The organism is Enterococcus sp. DIV1315a (assembly GCF_051712325.1).
Classification (GTDB): domain Bacteria; phylum Bacillota; class Bacilli; order Lactobacillales; family Enterococcaceae; genus Enterococcus; species Enterococcus faecalis.
Genome location: NZ_JBIOOS010000001.1, coordinates 1336461 through 1351847, shown reverse-complemented (window position 1 = coordinate 1351847; position 15387 = coordinate 1336461). Strand labels below are relative to the sequence as shown.

The following is a 15387-nucleotide window of genomic DNA, read 5'->3' as shown; positions in this document are numbered from 1 at the left end:
TGCTTTTCTAAAAAACTTATGGTAAATTTCAGATAGATTAAACGAATATTTTATGAAAAATATGAATGGAAGCCAGTGAGAATCTGGCACGGTCCCGCCACTGTGAAGAAGCAAGGTTGCTTTTAAGTCAGGTCTTTTCATTTTTTCATTATTGGGCATGCTGTTTCGAGGCAAAACAGGATGTTTCTTAACAACGCTTGTGTTGAAAATCCAGCCCAAGATATTTGTATTAATCCAATTAATGGCACGAGGAAGTGCTTTTGGGAATTTTGGGCTGGTCTTTCAATGTTGAAGGAGATTTCAGGTACAATGACGTACTGCTATATTCCCTTTTTTTATTGACAATTAATTAAAGGCGTTGTACTCTATGGATAAGGTTTCGTGTACAATGGCGTATACATAAGGAAGCAAAGACGCTTCAGACAGATGATTTTTCGTTTGTTTGAAGTGTCTTTTTGTATTTTATTAAGGAGGAATTGAGATGAGAACAATTCATTTCCCTACCGAACTATGGGTAGGAGAAGGCGCATTAGCCAATTTGGAAACACTTCATGATAGACGTGTTTTCATTGTCACAGATCCATTCATGGTTGATTCTGGATTTGTGAATGAAGTGACAAAGCATTTAACAAAAAGTGAATGGCAAATTTTTAGTGACATCATCCCCGATCCACCAATTGATAAGATTGCTGCGGGAATTAAGCAGTTAGCGGCATTTCAAGGAGATACGATATTAGCTTTAGGTGGGGGATCCGCTATTGATGCGGCCAAAGCAATGAAATTTTTTGGCAAACGTACTTTGCAAACTCAGATTGCTGAGTTTATTGCGGTTCCTACAACTAGTGGGACTGGTTCAGAAGTTACGAATTTTTCAGTGATTACGGTTGCAGAAACTGGCACCAAAATCCCGCTTGTAACGGATGAAATTCAACCAGAAATTGCGATTTTAGATACAAATTTAGTGATGAGTGTGCCACCAAAAATCACAGCGGATACAGGAATGGACGTCTTAACGCATGTTATTGAAGCGTATGTTTCAACAGAAGCAAATCCGATTTCAGATGCGTTGTGCGAAAAAGTCGTTCGCTTAGTATTCGACAATTTAGAAATAGCCTTTAATGAGGGTAGCAACCAACAAGCCCGTGAAAATATGCATTTAGCTTCATGTATGGCAGGGATGGCGTTTAATGTTACTTCGTTAGGCTTGAATCACGGTATTGCTCATGCGGCCGGTGCGCGTTTACATGTGCCACATGGACGAATGAATGCAATGCTCTTACCTGAAGTCATTGCATATAACAGTGGCTTAGCGAATGGCAAAGTCACCAACGAACCAACAGCTAAACGTTATGCGCAGTTAGCAAATTGTCTAAATGATACACAGACAACCAATGCACGGATTGGTGTTCAACAATTTATTCGACAAATCAAGCAACTCCGTCAAAAATTAAACATGCCTGCCACTTTTAGTGACTATGGTTTACCAAAAGAAGAAGTCCAAGCTGCGATCCCAAAAATAGCTGAAGGCGCATTGATGGATGGTTGCACCAAAACAAATCCTGTCCAACCAACAGCAGCAGAAGTGACAAAAATTTTAAATTCTATCTTATAAGCGATTGACAGGATGAAATCGATAACATATAATGTGGGTAGCACAACGGCGTGCTTCAAAATTTAAGAGCAAAGAAGCTCCTTAGTAGAAAGCGAAAGTGGAACCTTTACGTTTTTTATTGAGGATTTTTTATTTGCTAAATTAAAGGAGCGAGTCTGGTTGGAAGAAAAACAACGAATGATTCAAGAATATGTTCCTGGGAAACAAGTAACGTTAGCGCACATCATTGCTAGTCCTAATAAAGAAATTTATACAAAATTAGGGTTGCCAGAAGGCACCAGCAATGCACTAGGTATTTTGACAATCACTCCGAGCGAAGCGGCAATTATCGCTGTTGATATTGCGACTAAAAGCGGAGATATCCAAATCGGTTTTATTGATCGTTTTTCTGGATCGGTAGTCATTTCTGGTGACGTAAGCTCAGTGGAAGCAGCCTTACAAGCGGTGATTGAAGGTTTACAACAGATTTTAAACTTTTCTGTAACTTGTAAAATTACCAGAACATAGCGTTGAAAGGACAAGGGCGTGAAGAAAATGGATGGACGAATTGTAATAGTCGATGATGAACCTATTACGAGACTCGATATTCGTGATATTGTGATAGAAGCAGGGTACGAAGTAGTCGGTGAAGCAGCTGATGGTTTTGAAGCAATTGAAGTATGTAAAAAAACACAACCTGACCTAGTATTAATGGACATTCAAATGCCAATTTTAGATGGTCTAAAAGCAGGTAAAAAAATTGTTCAAGACCAACTAGCCAGTAGTATTGTCTTTTTATCTGCATACAGTGACGTACAAAATACGGACAAGGCTAAAAAATTAGGCGCACTGGGTTATTTAGTTAAACCTCTAGATGAAAAATCATTAATACCTACAATTGAAATGAGCATTGAACGAGGCAAACAAACGCAGCTGTTACTAAATCAAATCGATAAATTAAGTTTAAAATTAGAAGAACGTAAAATTATCGAAAAAGCCAAAGGTATTCTTGTAAAAGAAAATCATATATCGGAAGAAGAAGCCTACCAAATGTTGCGTACGTTAAGTATGAACAAACGCGCACGTATGAGTGAAATTGCAGAATTGATTGTAATGGATGATGAATAAATGAAACGATTAGAGCAATTATGTCACCAATATACCAATCTTTCAGAATCAGACATTAAAGAATTACAACGTACAGCACGTTATCTTTCTTCGACGACACTCTATCAAAGTGCAGATGTTTTTATTGATGTGTATAAGGAAATGTCACAGCAAGCACTAGTCGTTTATCATAAGCCGCCTGCGAAGACAACTTCTTTATATAGCGGAGATGTCGTCGGGATGGAAGCTTTATTAAAAAATGAACCTGGTGTTCTGCGTACCATGCAAACTAGCTTAAATAGCATTGGTTTGTTAGCAGTGACTCAGGAAAATCGTTTGATTAAGCAAAATATCTATCCCATTCGCAATGAACATCGAACGATTGGTGTCATTATTGTCGAGATTGCGGCAGATGAAGAGATTCAAGCGGACTTACAAAAAGAGGAGCTAAATAACTGCCAGTTAGCAAAAGTAGCGAAATCAACTAGTCAAGTCGACGCATTATTTATTGATCAATTGGCAGAAGCCGTTTTGATTTTTGATGCGGCGGGTCACTTATTAATTACCAATCACAATGCACAAGAGCTTTATCGCAAACTTGGTTATCGGGATAATATCATTGGAATGAGTTATGACAATTTGTCCATCGATTATACAACTTTTGAATATGTGTTGTATCAAATGAAATATAAAATGAGTAATCAACCAATTGAAAGCAAAACGACCTACCTTAATTATTATTTTAAGGTTCGGAAAGTGTGGTTGGCATCAGAGGAACAACTGATTATGATTATTCAAGACAATACAGAATTTAAAGAAAAAGAAGCGGAAATTATTTCCAAATCTGTTGCGATTCGTGAAATTCATCATCGTGTTAAAAATAACTTGCAATCGGTGGTTTCCTTATTGCGTATTCAAGAACGGCGAACGCAAAGCCCCGAAGCAAAGAAAGTCCTTCATGAAAGTGTCAATCGAATTATGGCGATTGCAGCCACCCATGAATTGCTGTCAAAACAAGTCAAAGATGACGTTGCTTTACGGCAAACATTGGAAGCAGTGATGTATAATTTTAGACATCTTTTTCAAGGCGCACAACCCATTGAGATGATGATGGATGTTGATCCAGCCATTATGGTTTCTAGCGAACAAATGGTTACCATTTCCCTTGTTGTCAACGAACTATTACAAAACATTTTTGATCATGCATTTGAGCCACAAACAAGTGGCGTTGTTAAACTTAGTGGAACATTAGATAATAAGATGATTACCATTACTGTTACAGATAATGGTAAAGGCTATGACGTTCATCAAAGTAACGAGACCAGTTTAGGTTTGATGATTGTCAAAAGCTACGTAAAAGATAAATTAAAAGGAAAAATTACAATTGAATCCAATAAACAGGGAACTAAAACCTGTTTCTATTTCGAACAGAACACCAGTGATGTTGTTCATTGATTAAGCAAAGGCGCTTAAAGAAAAGTAGAAAGAAATTTTCTAACGATTCTTTAAGTGCCTTTTTGTATGCAAAAGGAGGCGAGTCAGGCGATGTCGAAGGAAACACTTTTAACCGTAGGGATTGATTTAGGGACGTCTACAACCCAATTAGTCTTGTCAGAATTAACTGTTGAAAATTTTGCCTCTGCGTTTACAGTACCACGTATCAGCATTTCTGATAAAAAAGTCATTTACCGAAGTGACATTATCTTTACACCCTTACTTAACCAATCAGAAATTGATGCAGAACCTATCAAAGCGTTTGTAGCGGAGCAATATCGCCAAGCAGGCATTCATAAACAAGATATTCAAATGGGTGCGGTAATTATCACAGGTGAAACTGCTCGAAAAAGCAATGCCAACAATGTGCTACGAGCACTTAGTGGCTATGCAGGTGATTTTGTCGTTGCTACGGCTGGTCCTGATTTAGAAAGTATCATTGCTGGGAAAGGCGCTGGTGCTCAAACTTATTCTGAAACGAAACGCAAACCAGTGGTTAATTTAGACATTGGTGGGGGAACGACAAATTTAGCTGTCTTTAAAGATGGTGAAGTGATTGATACGGCTTGTTTTGACATTGGCGGACGCTTAATTAAATTAGATCAACAACAAAAAATCACCTATATAGCTCCGAAGATTCAAGAAATTATAAATAAAAAAGAGCTAACCTTGCACCTTGGTGACCAAGCCACCGAACAAAACTTACTGCCAATTATTTCGGAATTAGTTGCCGTGTTAGAAAATAGCATTGGCTTGGGGACACAAAGTCCGTTCTACCAGTTATTAGTAACTAACCATCCACTACGAAAAGGTGAGGAATTACCAATTGTAACATTTTCTGGTGGTGTGGCTGATTGCTTAAATACGACAAGTACGAATCTCTTTAAATATGGGGACATCGGCTTACTTTTAGGAAAATATCTGAGAAAGTCACTGATTTTTTCGGAAAAAGAAGTCTTAGAAAGCGCAGAAACAATCCGAGCGACGGTCGTCGGAGCAGGTTCACATACTGCTGAAATTAGCGGAAGCACGATTGCTTACCGTGAGCAAATTTTGCCGGTAAAAAATATCCCAATTCTAAAATTAGCGCAAGAGGATGAAACCCTTACTGTGACAGAATTAGGCCAGCGAATCCAAGAAAAACTCAATTGGCATCGTATTGAAGAAACACCCCAGATTGCCCTAGCAATTAGAGGCATGAGCAATCCAACATTTGCTGATATTCAACGCTATGGTCAAGGGATTGTGGAAGGATTAGCTAGTTTAGTTGCTGAACAAATTCCCATTATTGTTATGGTGGATGAAGACATGGCGAAAGCTTTAGGGCATGCCTTAAGTGCCCATCTGCCAAAAGACTATCCGTTTATCTGTCTTGATTCGGTCAAAGTAGAAAACGGTGATTATGTAGATATCGGTTTACCAGTGGCAGAAGGAGCCGTCCTTCCAGTCATTGTTAAGACCTTAGTATTTAATTAAAAAGGAGCGACACAAAGATGATTTTAAAAACCAAACTATTTGGCAAAGTCTATCAATTTACATCCGTTAAAGAAGTCTTAGCCAAAGCCAATGAAGAAAAGTCTGGCGACAAGTTAGCTGGCGTAGCTGCTAATTCAGCCGAAGAACGCGTGGCGGCGAAAGTCGTTTTATCAGAATTGTCCTTAAATGACTTGTTTAACAATCCCGTCGTTGATTATGACGAAGACGAAGTGACACGCATTATTATTGACCAAGTCAATATGCGAATTTTTGAAAGTATTAAACATTGGACAGTCGCAGAATTACGCGAATTTATCTTATCTTCGGAAACAACCGATTTTGATATCAAACGAATTTCCCGTGGACTCACTTCAGAAATGATTGCTGCTGTCTGTAAATTAATGTCCAACATGGATCTAATTGTTGGCGCAAAAAAAATCAATATTGAAAAAACCGCCAACACAACAATTGGTCGTCCCGGAACTTTTTCAAATCGTTTACAGCCGAACCATCCAACCGATAATGTCGATGGCATTATGGCTTCAGTTATGGAAGGTCTTTCTTATGGCGCCGGTGATGCGTTAATTGGTTTGAATCCTGTTGATGATTCTACAGAAAGTGTTAAACGGATCTTAAACAAATTTGAAGAGTTCCGCAGTGAATGGGAAATTCCAACACAAACTTGCGTGCTTGCTCACGTAACGACACAAATGGAAGCCATGCGTCAAGGCGCGCCAACTGGCTTAGTCTTTCAATCCATCGCTGGTTCAGAAAAAGGGAACACAGCATTTGGTTTAAATGCAGAAATTTTAGCTGAAGCACAAGATTTAGCGCTTCACAGTGGTCAAGCAGCTGGTCCTAATGTGATGTATTTTGAAACAGGTCAAGGCTCAGAACTTTCTTCTGAAGCAAACTTTGGCGCAGACCAAGTGACAATGGAAGCGCGTTGTTATGGCTTAGCCAAAAAATTTGATCCGTATATTGTAAATACCGTTGTCGGCTTTATTGGACCAGAATATCTTTACGATTCAAAACAAGTCATCCGCGCTGGTTTAGAAGATCATTTCATGGGCAAATTAACTGGAATTTCAATGGGCTGTGATGTCTGCTACACCAACCATATGAAAGCTGATCAAAATGATATGGAAAACTTAGCAATGTTATTAGCAACAGCTGGTTGTACGTATATCATGGGGATTCCTCATGGCGATGATGTCATGTTAAATTATCAAACAACTGGGTTCCATGAAACTGCGACGATTCGTGAAACATTAGGCTTACGTCCAATTAAAGAATTTGAAGAATGGATGGAAAAAATGGGCTTAATGGAAAACGGAAAATTAACAAGTCGCGCTGGCGATGCATCTGTATTTATTAAATAAACGAGGTGAGAATACAAATGAACGAAAAAGAATTAAAAGAAATGATTGCCGGAATTTTAACAGAAATGGTCGCTGACAATCAAGCGGTTTCGACTGCCACTGTGACTGCTGAAGAAAAACCAGTCACAACACACGTCACTGAAACGACAGAAATTGAAGAAGGCCTAATTCCTGACATTACTGAAGTAGATTTACGTAAACAATTACTATTGAAAAATGCCGTAGATCCTGAAGCACTATTAAAAATGAAAGCTTTCTCGCCAGCTCGTTTAGGCGTTGGTCGTGCAGGGACGCGTTATATGACTAGTTCAACATTACGTTTCCGAGCGGACCATGCGGCAGCACAAGATGCGGTCTTTTCAGACGTAAGCGAAGACTTGGTAAAAGAAATGAATTTTATTTCTACAAAAACAATCTGTAACAGTAAAGATGAATATTTAACACGTCCAGATTATGGTCGTCAATTTGATGAAGAAAATAGTGAAATCATTCGGAAAAATACGACACCAAAAGCTAAAATCCAAATGGTCGTAGGGGATGGCCTTAGTTCAGCTGCTATCGAAGCGAATATTAAAGAAGTCCTACCAGCAATTAAACAAGGATTAAACATGTACAACTTAGATTTCGACAATGTAGTTTTTGTTAAATATTGTCGTGTGCCAGCAATGGATAAAATTGGTGAAATCACTGACGCTGATGTTGTTTGCTTGCTAGTTGGCGAACGTCCTGGTTTAGTAACAGCTGAATCTATGAGTGCCTACATTGCTTACAAACCAACTGTCGGTATGCCAGAAGCACGGCGGACAGTTATTTCAAATATTCACAAAGGTGGGACACCGGCTGTTGAAGCAGGGGCCTACATTGCCGAAATTATCAAAAAAATGTTAGACAAGAAAAAATCTGGTATTGATTTAAAAGAAGCTGAATAAAGGAGGATTTCTCATGAAAAATGATCGTCTAGGCGCAAATGTCCTAAGTATGAAAGTCATTCCCAATGTCGATCCGGCATTAGCAAAAGAATTATCATTGAAACCAGAACATCGCTCATTAGGAATTGTTACTTCCGATTGTGATGATGTCACTTATGTTGCATTAGATGAAGCAACCAAAGCCGCCGATGTTACTGTAGTTTACGGTAAAAGTATGTATGCTGGCGCAGCAAATGCTTCAACCAAATTAGCCGGTGAAGTGATTGGCATTATTGCTGGTCCGAGTCCTGCCGAAGTCAATAGTGGCTTGAGTGTCATTACGCAAGTCATTGAAGAAGAAGCCAGCTTCTATAGTGCTAACGAAGATGACAGTATTGTTTATTTTGCACATGTAGTATCAAGAACGGGTAGCTTTTTATCTGAACAAGCGAATATTCCTGAAGGTGAAGCGATTGCTTATCTGATTGCACCACCGCTAGAAGCAATGGTTGGCTTAGATGCAGCAATGAAAGCTGCCGATGTTCAAATGGGTGTCTTTTATGGCCCACCTTCTGAAACGAACTTTGGCGGCGCCTTATTGACAGGTAGTCAATCTGCATGTAAAGCTGCTTGCAGTGCGTTTGAACAAGTCATTCAAAATATCGCTGACAATCCGTTGAGTTATTAAGGATGTGACCTGAATGAAAGCATTAGGAATGGTCGAAGTCAAAGGATTTTTAGGTGCCATTAGTGTGGCCGATGCGGCATTGAAAGCCGCCGACGTTACTTTGTTAAAAGCTGAAATTATTAATGGCGGTTTAACAACTGTGGAACTGATTGGTGACGTTGCCGCGGTTCAAGCTGCCGTTGAAGTAGGCACGGAAGTAGCTAAAGAATTAAATTGTTTAATTGCTCATCATGTGATCTCACGGGTTGATGCTCAAACGGAAGTAATTTTATCAGATCCAGAACCCAAGTCAGCACCTGAACCGATGGAACAAGTAGAAGTAATTGAAGAAGAGATTGAAACACCAGATTTGGAAGAACACACTGGCACACGCCAAAAATTAGAAACACAACGCGTGGTTGATTTACGCAAACAAGCCTACAAAATGAACCTAAGTAGTTTAAAGAAAAGTGAGATTAAATTTGCCAATAAAGAAGCTTTAATTCAAGCAATCATGGCTGAAATAGAAAGAAGTGAAGACGAGTGGAATTAGTAGATAAAGACTTACGTTCCATCCAAGAAACAAGAAATTTAATCAGAAAAGCCAAAGAGGCACAGCAAGTATTAGCAACATTTTCGCAAAAACAAATCGATGCGATTGTCCAAGCAGTTTCAGAGGCTACGTTTAACCAACGAGAAAAGTTAGCGAAAATGGCCAATGAAGAAACAGGATTTGGTATTTATGAAGATAAAATCATCAAAAATGCTTTCGCTTCAAAAGTAGTATATGACGAAATGAAGGACAAAGCTACAGTTGGTGTGATCCATGATGACGCTGCCCAAAAAGTCACTGAAATTGCTGTCCCAGTTGGTGTAATTGCAGGATTAATTCCTTCTACCAACCCGACATCAACAGTCATTTACAAAGCATTAATTTCATTAAAAGCGGCCAACAGCATTGTTTTTTCACCACATCCCAATGCGTTGAAATCGATTATTGAAACAGTGGAAATTATCCAAAAAGCGGCTATTGCTGCAGGGGCACCAGAAGGTTGTGTCTCGGTCATCAAAACGCCAACTATGCAAGCGACCAGCGAATTAATGAAAAATAAAGAAACAAATTTAATTTTAGCTACTGGTGGAAACGCAATGGTTAAAGCAGCGTACTCTTCTGGAACACCAGCAATCGGTGTTGGGCCTGGTAATGGACCAGCCTACATCGAACGAAGCGCAAATGTTCCTCATGCAGTGAAACAAATAATGGATTCAAAAACTTTCGATAACGGTACAATTTGTGCATCGGAACAATCAATTATTGTTGAAACTGTCAACCGTGAAGCGGTCAAAGAAGAGTTAATTAAGCAGGGAGCGTATTTCTTAAGTCCAGCCGAAGCCGACAAATTAGCTAAATTTATTTTACGACCAAACGGTACAATGAACCCGCAAATCGTGGGTCGTTCCGTTCAACATATTGCTTCATTAGTTGGTTTATCTATTCCAAAAGATCGCCGCTTAATTGTTGCCGAGGAAACACATGTAGGCTTGAAATATCCATTTTCAAGAGAAAAATTGGCACCGATTATTGCTTTCTATACAGTTGAAAACTGGGAAGCAGCTTGCGCGTTATCAATTGAAATTTTGAAAGGTGAAGGTGCGGGTCATACAATGGGCATTCACACAGAAAACAAAGAAGTCATTCGTGAATTTGGCTTAAGAAAACCCGTCTCTCGTTTGCTTGTTAACACCTCTGGTACACTTGGCGGAATTGGTGCTTCAACTAACTTAGTGCCAGCATTAACACTTGGTTGTGGCGCAGTTGGTGGCAGCTCAACTTCTGATAATATTGGGGTTGAAAATCTGTTCAATTTACGTCGTGTTGCTTATGGCGTGCGTGATTTAGAAGAGATTCGTCAAGAATTTGGTCAAACATCAACCACATCTGTGGCTACTTCTTGCGAAACAACCAATCAAGAAGAACTAGTAAATGCCGTGGTAGCCCAAGTTTTAGCTCGCTTAAACTAACAAGAAACGAGCGAGTAAGAGTAAAACAAATGAATTATTGGATTTAGGGTTTGGGACCTAAGTCAAATTGATAATTGTCCCAAATTTTTAAAAATAAAACATACATCTTAGGAGGAAATTATAATGTCAAGTACAAATGCTTTAGGAATGATCGAAACTCGTGGTTTAGTAGGTGCTGTTGAAGCAGCCGATGCAATGGTGAAAGCGGCAAACGTTACTTTAATTGGAAAAGAACAAGTCGGTGGCGGTTTAGTTACAGTAATGGTTCGCGGTGACGTTGGTGCTGTAAAAGCAGCAACAGATGCTGGTGCTGCTGCAGCAGAGCGTGTTGGCGAATTATTATCTGTCCATGTAATTCCACGTCCACATACAGAAGTAGACGCTATTTTACCACACGCAACAACTGAATTATAATTTTGATTTTTTGGGGCAGAGGTAGGTTCATTACTTCTGTCCTAAACTTTCATTGAGGAGGGGTGTTATGACAGTTATTACAGAAGATATGCTTCGCATCAAAAGGCTTAAAAAAGAACTAGAAGATGGCACGGATTTTGTGTTTCCTGTAGGCAGTTTTCTGACGCCAGCCGCCAAAAGCTATCTACGCGAGCATCGGATTAATAGCAGCTTCTCTTCAACAAACCCATTGCTTTCTGAGGTTCATTCAGTGAAGGCCTCCTCACAAAAACAAAAACAAGAACATTTATCGAAAGAAACAATTTATGAGATTCGGCACTTAAGCCATCTATTGTATTTGCCTTTCTTAACGAATGAAGCGTTATCAACAGAAGGTTGGTTATATTTCGAACAACAACAACTGTGGTTAGAGAAATTTATTTTAGAACAGTCGCTTGTAATGGAACCAGTCATTTTGGAATCAAAGGTAACTATTCTAACTAACCAACAGAGACAATGGCGCTATTCCTCAAAAGAAATTCAATTACAACTAGATAAAATTATTCTCCAGTTAAAAGGAGAATCACAACTGTTCGGCCTTTTTCAATCTTGGGCTACAGAATTAATTAGCACCATGGCTGAAATATCACGAAACTAGGAGATGAACAAATTGGATTCAATGAATGAAATTGTTGAAGAAGTTGTTAAACGAATTCAGCAACAACAACAAAATACTTTTGAAGTTGAAGCTTCTGGCCGACATGTTCATTTGTCTCGTCAAGAGATTGATGCATTATTTGGACCAGGATATCAACTAACAAAAGTGAAAGATTTATCACAACCCGGACAGTTCGTTTGTAAAGAACGAATTACGGTTGCTGGACCTAAAGGACTTTTTCAAAATGTGGTTATTTTAGGCCCTGAACGTAGCGAATCACAAGTTGAAGTCTCTATGACGGATACACGTATTTTAGGAATTAACGCCCCAGTTAGAGAGAGTGGCAAGACAGAAGGGACACCAGGTGTCACGCTGATGAACGGATCAGCAGTTGTGACATTAAGTCACGGCTTAATTGTTGCCAAACGTCATATTCACATGACACCCGAAGACGCCTTGAAAAATAAAGTAAGCAATAGCCAAATTGTGCAAGTCAAAGTGGAAGGCACACGTCCGTTAATCTTTGATGATGTAGTTGTGCGAATCAGTCCGCGATTTGCAACGTACATGCACATTGACTATGATGAAGCCAACGCTTGCGGCTTAACCAAAGGAGCTCGTGGCTATATTCTTAAGTAAAAGGAGGCAGGACAATGAACGTTTCTGAAATGGAAAATTTGATTCAACAGATTACTGATCGAATTTGCCAACAATTGCTGTCGTCGTCTTATTCAGTGGCTTTAGCAGAAGCAAAAGAAGCATTTCCTGAAGAAATGTTTATTCGTTTTCCTGATGTAAATTGGGTAACCAAGGAGCAGAAGCTAGCACGAGGCTTGGTTGTAAAGAGGCTAACGATTTCCCAAGTAAATGCGATTGCGCATTTACAGGAAACGGATGAATTAGTCAAAAACATCTTAGCATTCTTATTTGAAGGTAAGCCGGTATTGGTTTTAACCCCAATACCTTCAGTGACTAAAAATTCACGATTGAAGTATCGTTTGAAACAAACGATTCAGGAAAACGTGGACATGTGCCAACAGTTTGGGATGATTTTTTATCATGATTCAGAAAATTACGCTGTGTTTCAGGCGGCCTGTCAAAAACAACTTCGTTCTTTAGCTGAGACCAAACGAACCTACATTACTGAAAAACAATTGATAAGAATGACAGAATCAGGTGTTTCTTTAAGTAAAAACGCCTATTTAACCCCGTTAGCGAAAGATTATGCTAGGAAACATCAATTGCTGACGTAAGGAGGAAAAACGATGCTTTTAGGAAAAGTGACTGGTAGCCTTTGGTCAACAAGAAAAGATGAAAAATTAAATGGCTGGAAATTTATGATGGTTGATATTTTGAATCAAGAGGACGAAAAGCAAGGATTTCTAATTGCTGCTGACAACGCTGGAGCTGGTGTCGGGGACAAAGTGTTAATTAGTCAAGGCAATGCTGCCCGTATTTCGGCAGAAGATCCGAATGTCCCAATTGATGCAATGATTGTTGGTGTCATTGATTCTACAGAGGAAGAATAGGGAGGACGAGACATGAGCATTAATGAAATTATTATGTATATTATGGTTCTTTTCATGATTATTGGAGGAATCGATAAATGTATTGGCAACAAACTAGGTTTAGGGGAGCAATTTGAGGAAGGGATTATGGCTATGGGTTCTCTAGCGCTTTCTATGGTAGGGATTATCACTTTAGCGCCTGTCTTAGCCAATCTTTTAAGTCCGATTGTCGTTCCTGTCTATGAATTACTAGGGGCTGATCCAGCAATGTTTGCCACAACCTTATTGGCTAATGATATGGGCGGCTTTGCGTTAGCACAACAATTAGCCAATGATCCACAAGCTGGTTTATTTGCGGGGGCAATCTTAGGTGCAATGATGGGACCAACGTTAGTCTTTACAATTCCAGTAGCGCTTGGCATTATCCAAAAAGACGACCAGCAATTCTTAGCAACGGGTGTTTTGAGCGGGATTATTACAATTCCTTTTGGTTTATTAGCAGGTGGTTTAACAGCTGGCATGCCATTGTCATTGATTATTCCTAACTTAATTCCAATTATTATTGTTGCTGCTTTAATTATTTTAGGTTTATGGTTAGCGCCAAATGGCATGATTAAAGGCTTCCAAATTTTTGGTCAAGGCGTAGTGATTGTCGCTATCTTTGGTTTAGTTGTGGGGTCGATTCAACTATTATTAGGAATTACAGTGATTCCTGGTATTGCACCAGTTACTGAAGGAATTGAAGTCGTTGGCGGGATTGCTTTAACTTTAGCTGGCGCTTTCTGTTTAGTCGCTGTGATTACGAAAGTCTTTAATAAACCATTGATGAAACTAGGAAAAGTTTTAGGAATGAATGAAGTAGCGGCTGCAGGAATGGTTGCTACATTAGCTAACAATATTCCCATGTTCCAAATGTTAAAAGACATGGATAATCGAGGAAAAATTATTAATATCGCTTTTGCTGTTTCGGCTTCTTTCGTTTTAGGTGACCATCTTGGTTTTACTGCAGGCGTAGCAAAAGAAATGATTTTTCCAATGATTGTTGGCAAATTAGTTGGAGGGATTACCGCCATTTTTGTGGCTATCTTTATGGCAAATCGAATGCTAGGGAAACCCGAAACAGAAGTGAAATAATGAGGTGTAAATATGACAGAATTAAATCGTGAAATGATTGAAACGCTTGTTCGACAAATTGTCACAGAAAAATTAATGCCGACTAAACAAGTGGATCCAAGTGGGATTATGTCCATCAAATTACCCGAAATCGACGTAACAGAAGACGACCGCTTAGATACAGGCAACCCAGCGGACATTGTTTACACAAAAGATCTGTTTTCTTTAGAAGAAAGCCCGCGCCTTGGTTGCGGTTTAATGGTGATGAAAGATACCACCTTCGACTGGACACTAGAATACGATGAAATTGATTATATTATTTCAGGACAATTAGATATACTGATTGACGGACGTAAAATTTCTGCAACAGCCGGCGAAATTATTTTAATCCCGAAAAGTAGCAAAATTCAATTTTCAGTGACGGGTGATGCCCGCTTTGTCTACGTGACTTATCCAGCAGATTGGCAAAGCCAATAATTATTTTGTCGGTATTCAGAGAATAATTTTGCCAAAACCCTTTACTCAGCGTTATAATAAATAAGAACGAAAAAAGGGGTTGAGTGAATGACATTTGAGAATCCAAGTCAAAATCAAATTTTTGATATTTTAAAACAAGCAAAAAATATTGCGGTGGTTGGTTTTAGTAACAAGCCCGACCGCACAAGTTACAAAATTGCGGAAATTTTACAGCAACATGGCTATCGTGTATTGCCTGTCAATCCAGTTTTAAAAGGTGAAACGGTGCTTGGCGAAACGGTTTATGGGACATTAACAGAGATTCCTGAAAAGATTGATATTGTTGACGTCTTTCGGCGGAGTGAATTTTTGCCAGAAGTGGCCGCAGAAACATTGAAAACAGAAGCGCCTGTCTTTTGGGCCCAACTAGGTTTGGAAAATGAAGAGGCAGCGAACTTGTTATTAAATGAAGGTCGTCAAGTTATTATGAACCGTTGTATTAAAATTGAATTGGCAAAAATGGCAGATGCTGAATAAACACGTGTAATTTTATAAAGAAAGAGCGTCCTGAACGGAAAGCTCTTTTTTTTTTGACCCAGATAGAGTATTATT

At 39.1% G+C, this 15387-nt stretch carries 18 protein-coding genes and 1 riboswitch; all 18 genes read left to right on the top strand.

All coding sequences use genetic code 11. From position 1 onward, the window contains the following. The first annotated feature begins 39 nt into the window (after nt 1-39). Nucleotides 40-189, top strand: a riboswitch (adenosylcobalamin (AdoCbl) riboswitch). A gap of 292 nt (nt 190-481) precedes the next feature. The 18 genes from IGJ03_RS06495 (at nt 482) to IGJ03_RS06410 (ending at nt 15312) form a co-directional block, all read left to right on the top strand. Then, complete coding sequence (locus tag IGJ03_RS06495) at nt 482-1612, top strand: 1-propanol dehydrogenase PduQ (RefSeq protein ID WP_002369360.1); 1131 nt, start codon at nt 482-484, stop codon at nt 1610-1612. Nucleotides 1613-1771: 159 nt separating this feature from the next. Continuing rightward, a complete protein-coding gene (eutS, locus tag IGJ03_RS06490; protein WP_002345864.1) occupies nt 1772-2119 on the top strand; it encodes an ethanolamine utilization microcompartment protein EutS in 348 nt (115 codons plus the stop codon). 27 nt (nt 2120-2146) lie between these two features. After that, nucleotides 2147-2719 (top strand): ANTAR domain-containing response regulator, encoded by a 573-nt coding sequence (locus IGJ03_RS06485; protein ID WP_002357503.1) that lies wholly within the window; start codon nt 2147-2149, stop codon nt 2717-2719. After that, entirely contained in the window at nt 2720-4153 is a 1434-nt protein-coding gene (locus tag IGJ03_RS06480) for a sensor histidine kinase (protein WP_002357504.1), read from the top strand. A gap of 66 nt (nt 4154-4219) precedes the next feature. Then, entirely contained in the window at nt 4220-5668 is a 1449-nt protein-coding gene (eutA, locus tag IGJ03_RS06475) for an ethanolamine ammonia-lyase reactivating factor EutA (protein WP_085444250.1), read from the top strand. Nucleotides 5669-5685: 17 nt separating this feature from the next. Next, nucleotides 5686-7050 (top strand): ethanolamine ammonia-lyase subunit EutB, encoded by a 1365-nt coding sequence (locus IGJ03_RS06470; RefSeq protein ID WP_002357506.1) that lies wholly within the window; start codon nt 5686-5688, stop codon nt 7048-7050. Between the two features lie 17 nt (nt 7051-7067). Further along, nucleotides 7068-7979 carry an ethanolamine ammonia-lyase subunit EutC gene (eutC, locus tag IGJ03_RS06465; RefSeq protein WP_002363986.1) on the top strand — a complete coding sequence of 304 codons (912 nt, stop codon included), beginning with the start codon at nt 7068-7070 and terminating at the stop codon, nt 7977-7979. Nucleotides 7980-7992: 13 nt separating this feature from the next. Beyond that, nucleotides 7993-8646 carry an ethanolamine utilization microcompartment protein EutL gene (eutL, locus tag IGJ03_RS06460; protein ID WP_002357509.1) on the top strand — a complete coding sequence of 218 codons (654 nt, stop codon included), beginning with the start codon at nt 7993-7995 and terminating at the stop codon, nt 8644-8646. A gap of 13 nt (nt 8647-8659) precedes the next feature. Continuing rightward, nucleotides 8660-9178, top strand: a complete 519-nt coding sequence (locus IGJ03_RS06455; RefSeq protein WP_002357510.1) for a BMC domain-containing protein — start codon at nt 8660-8662, stop codon at nt 9176-9178. Further along, entirely contained in the window at nt 9169-10647 is a 1479-nt protein-coding gene (locus tag IGJ03_RS06450; RefSeq protein ID WP_085444251.1) for an acetaldehyde dehydrogenase (acetylating), read from the top strand. Before IGJ03_RS06455 ends, IGJ03_RS06450 begins: the two co-directional genes overlap by 10 nt. Before the next feature lie 123 nt (nt 10648-10770). After that, nucleotides 10771-11061: a BMC domain-containing protein gene (locus tag IGJ03_RS06445; protein ID WP_002357513.1), complete on the top strand. Its 291-nt coding sequence runs from the start codon at nt 10771-10773 to the stop codon at nt 11059-11061. A gap of 67 nt (nt 11062-11128) precedes the next feature. Then, nucleotides 11129-11698, top strand: a complete 570-nt coding sequence (locus IGJ03_RS06440; protein ID WP_002374804.1) for a hypothetical protein — start codon at nt 11129-11131, stop codon at nt 11696-11698. A 3-nt stretch (nt 11699-11701) separates the two neighbouring features. Continuing rightward, nucleotides 11702-12337 (top strand): ethanolamine utilization phosphate acetyltransferase EutD, encoded by a 636-nt coding sequence (gene eutD / locus IGJ03_RS06435; RefSeq protein WP_002357516.1) that lies wholly within the window; start codon nt 11702-11704, stop codon nt 12335-12337. A 14-nt stretch (nt 12338-12351) separates the two neighbouring features. Then, a complete protein-coding gene (locus IGJ03_RS06430; RefSeq protein ID WP_085444253.1) occupies nt 12352-12951 on the top strand; it encodes a TIGR02536 family ethanolamine utilization protein in 600 nt (199 codons plus the stop codon). A gap of 12 nt (nt 12952-12963) precedes the next feature. Continuing rightward, nucleotides 12964-13227, top strand: coding sequence for a EutN/CcmL family microcompartment protein (locus IGJ03_RS06425; RefSeq protein ID WP_002357519.1), 264 nt, complete (start codon nt 12964-12966; stop codon nt 13225-13227). Between the two features lie 12 nt (nt 13228-13239). After that, entirely contained in the window at nt 13240-14340 is a 1101-nt protein-coding gene (gene eutH, locus IGJ03_RS06420) for an ethanolamine utilization protein EutH (protein ID WP_085444254.1), read from the top strand. Between the two features lie 12 nt (nt 14341-14352). Continuing rightward, the gene (locus IGJ03_RS06415) at nt 14353-14796 is read left to right on the top strand and encodes an ethanolamine utilization protein EutQ (RefSeq protein WP_002357522.1); all 444 of its coding nucleotides are present in this window, start codon (nt 14353-14355) and stop codon (nt 14794-14796) included. Nucleotides 14797-14883: 87 nt separating this feature from the next. Then, entirely contained in the window at nt 14884-15312 is a 429-nt protein-coding gene (locus tag IGJ03_RS06410; protein ID WP_438711099.1) for a CoA-binding protein, read from the top strand. Nucleotides 15313-15387 lie beyond the last annotated feature (75 nt).

What these genes read in the sequence shown, in the direction of transcription:
- IGJ03_RS06495 (WP_002369360.1), top strand. Translation starts at nt 482, where the DNA reads ATGAGAACAATTCATTTCCCTACCGAACTATGGGTAGGAGAAGGCGCA.
- IGJ03_RS06485 (WP_002357503.1), top strand. Translation starts at nt 2,147, where the DNA reads ATGGATGGACGAATTGTAATAGTCGATGATGAACCTATTACGAGACTC.
- IGJ03_RS06480 (WP_002357504.1), top strand. Translation starts at nt 2,720, where the DNA reads ATGAAACGATTAGAGCAATTATGTCACCAATATACCAATCTTTCAGAA.
- eutA (WP_085444250.1), top strand. Translation starts at nt 4,220, where the DNA reads ATGCAAAAGGAGGCGAGTCAGGCGATGTCGAAGGAAACACTTTTAACC.
- IGJ03_RS06470 (WP_002357506.1), top strand. Translation starts at nt 5,686, where the DNA reads ATGATTTTAAAAACCAAACTATTTGGCAAAGTCTATCAATTTACATCC.
- eutC (WP_002363986.1), top strand. Translation starts at nt 7,068, where the DNA reads ATGAACGAAAAAGAATTAAAAGAAATGATTGCCGGAATTTTAACAGAA.
- eutL (WP_002357509.1), top strand. Translation starts at nt 7,993, where the DNA reads ATGAAAAATGATCGTCTAGGCGCAAATGTCCTAAGTATGAAAGTCATT.
- IGJ03_RS06455 (WP_002357510.1), top strand. Translation starts at nt 8,660, where the DNA reads ATGAAAGCATTAGGAATGGTCGAAGTCAAAGGATTTTTAGGTGCCATT.
- IGJ03_RS06445 (WP_002357513.1), top strand. Translation starts at nt 10,771, where the DNA reads ATGTCAAGTACAAATGCTTTAGGAATGATCGAAACTCGTGGTTTAGTA.
- IGJ03_RS06440 (WP_002374804.1), top strand. Translation starts at nt 11,129, where the DNA reads ATGACAGTTATTACAGAAGATATGCTTCGCATCAAAAGGCTTAAAAAA.
- eutD (WP_002357516.1), top strand. Translation starts at nt 11,702, where the DNA reads ATGAACAAATTGGATTCAATGAATGAAATTGTTGAAGAAGTTGTTAAA.
- IGJ03_RS06430 (WP_085444253.1), top strand. Translation starts at nt 12,352, where the DNA reads ATGAACGTTTCTGAAATGGAAAATTTGATTCAACAGATTACTGATCGA.
- IGJ03_RS06425 (WP_002357519.1), top strand. Translation starts at nt 12,964, where the DNA reads ATGCTTTTAGGAAAAGTGACTGGTAGCCTTTGGTCAACAAGAAAAGAT.
- eutH (WP_085444254.1), top strand. Translation starts at nt 13,240, where the DNA reads ATGAGCATTAATGAAATTATTATGTATATTATGGTTCTTTTCATGATT.
- IGJ03_RS06415 (WP_002357522.1), top strand. Translation starts at nt 14,353, where the DNA reads ATGACAGAATTAAATCGTGAAATGATTGAAACGCTTGTTCGACAAATT.
- IGJ03_RS06410 (WP_438711099.1), top strand. Translation starts at nt 14,884, where the DNA reads ATGACATTTGAGAATCCAAGTCAAAATCAAATTTTTGATATTTTAAAA.